This is a genomic window from bacterium, assembly GCA_037131655.1.
Taxonomy (GTDB): domain Bacteria; phylum Armatimonadota; class Fimbriimonadia; order Fimbriimonadales; family JBAXQP01; genus JBAXQP01.
Genome location: JBAXQP010000410.1, coordinates 1 through 1,986 on the forward strand (window position 1 = coordinate 1; position 1,986 = coordinate 1,986).

At 46.0% G+C, this 1,986-nt stretch carries 2 protein-coding genes; both read left to right on the forward strand.

Annotated elements, in window-relative coordinates:
- Positions 1 to 451: PA14 domain-containing protein (locus tag WCO51_13065; GenBank protein MEI6514184.1), on the forward strand; the 451-nt coding region annotated here is incomplete at its 5' end.
- Positions 452 to 465: 14 nt separating this feature from the next.
- Positions 466 to 1,869: a trypsin-like peptidase domain-containing protein gene (locus WCO51_13070; protein ID MEI6514185.1), complete on the forward strand. Its 1,404-nt coding sequence runs from the start codon at positions 466 to 468 to the stop codon at positions 1,867 to 1,869.
- Positions 1,870 to 1,986: the final 117 nt, after the last annotated feature.

A 1,986-nucleotide genomic window follows, 5' to 3' on the forward strand; every position in this document is an offset into this window, starting at 1 on the left:
GACTAAGGCCGAAGGTTTAGTCAGCGGCCTCAATTGTGACTATTACGAAGGCAAATGGGAGCAGATGCCTGACTTTTCGAACCTGAAATCGCTTAAAGTTGAAAAGTTTGAGACGGTTCACGCCGACTCCTACAAAGGTAAAAACGATTTTGCTCTTCGATTTACAGGCTTTATTAAAGTTCCGGAAGATGGAGCTTATACTTTCATGCTTGGCTCCTACCACGGCAGTCAGCTTTATATCGATAATCAGCTAGTGGTTGATAATAACGGTACTCATGGTCCAGTCGAACTTACTGGATTCATTTCACTCAAGGCCGGTCTTCACCCAATTAAGGTGGGATACTTCAAACAGGGCGGCGATTCGAGTCTAAAGCTTTCGTGGGAAGGTCCCAATTTTCTGAAGCAAGTTGTTCCAACAACGGCGCTTTTCTACCCAGGGACGGGTAAATAATTTTGGAGAAACATATGAACTTAAAAAGATACACCAGACCAATCTTGGTCATAATCCTACTGGCAAGTTTTTCGCTTTCATTTGGCGCTTCGCCCAAAATGAGCCTTGCCAACATATACAACCTTTGCAAGGAGGTTGTGCCGAATTTAGTAACTTGGAAAGACACCGGCAGCCCAGTTGTAAACGCTGTTTCCGGTAGCTGCGTAATTATTGACGAAGGCGGATATGCCCTCTCAAATAGCCATGTCGTTCAACACGATGGCAAGCATGGCGCGTTCTTTCTAAATGGCGACAAATACCCATTCCGAATAATGGGATTTAATGACGCAATCGATGTATCGTTAGTTAAGATTGCAGCGCCTAAACCTCTGACTGCAGCAAAGGTTGGAAGCAGCAGCAAGGTAGCGATAGGTGATGCGTTATTAGCATGCGGCTATCCCGGTCAACGGCAGTTCACTGTGACCCTCGGCACTATCACTTCCTTAACTGATGGTTGGGGAACTGAATGGGGTCGTGGAGGAAGCTATCGCACAGATTATCTTAAAACCGATGCCGCAATCAACCCCGGTAACTCCGGCGGGCCTGCATTTAACGCCAATGGCGAGGTTATCGGCATCGTCAGCGGCTCACAAATCGGCACGCTCTTAAACTATGCCATCCCAATTGATGCCATTATCAAAGTGCTCCCCGATCTTATCGATCGGCAAGGACCTGAAGGCTATAAACTGGGAATAAAAGTTGCGCCTCTGGGAACACCAAAAGTACTTGAAGTAACCCAAGGCTCACCTGCGCAAGCCGCAGGGCTTAAGGTGGGCGATGTGGTCAAGTCGGTCGATGGCAAAGATGTGAAAGTCGGCCTCGATTACTATTGGGCATTAATTGACAAACATTCAGGCGAAACTCTAAAACTAACGGTCAGCCGGAAGAGCGAGACGAAAGAAATCAGCCTCATTCTTGAGTCTGTTGAATTTAGACCTACAGAGAATATCACAAATCCACAGAACAAGCTTGTGATGAAGTTTGCCAAAGGCGAATGGGTCAATGTGCCCGATTTCAGTTCTCTTCCTACTGTTTTCAAATCTCAAATTAAGTCAATAGAATTAGTTGAGCCTTTCTCTAAATTAAATGCCTTTGCCCTTGAGTTCACTGGCTATATCAAAGTGCCGACAGATGGTGTCTATGAGTTCTATCTGGCATCGGACGACGGCAGCAAGCTTTACATAGGCGACAAGCTGGTGGTGGACAATGACGGTCTTCATGGCACCGTTGGCCAAAAAGGTTACATCGCCCTAAAAGCCGGTTTTCATCCCATAAAAGTCGGCTACTTTGATCGCGGTGGTGGTAAACAACTAAAAGTTTACTACCAGGGACCTGGGATCGATTCGCAAATCATCCCTGAATCAGCCTTCTACCATTAATGAAACGGAGTTATTATGAAGACAAACAAATTACGTCTCTCTTCCAGGTTTATCCTGGTTCTAATAGCGTTAACATTAGCAACGCTGACATTTGCGCAAACACCTGTGCCTCAGACT

Coding starts and splice junctions, on each gene's coding strand:
- WCO51_13070 (MEI6514185.1), top strand. CDS start 466: ATGAACTTAAAAAGATACACCAGACCAATCTTGGTCATAATCCTACTG.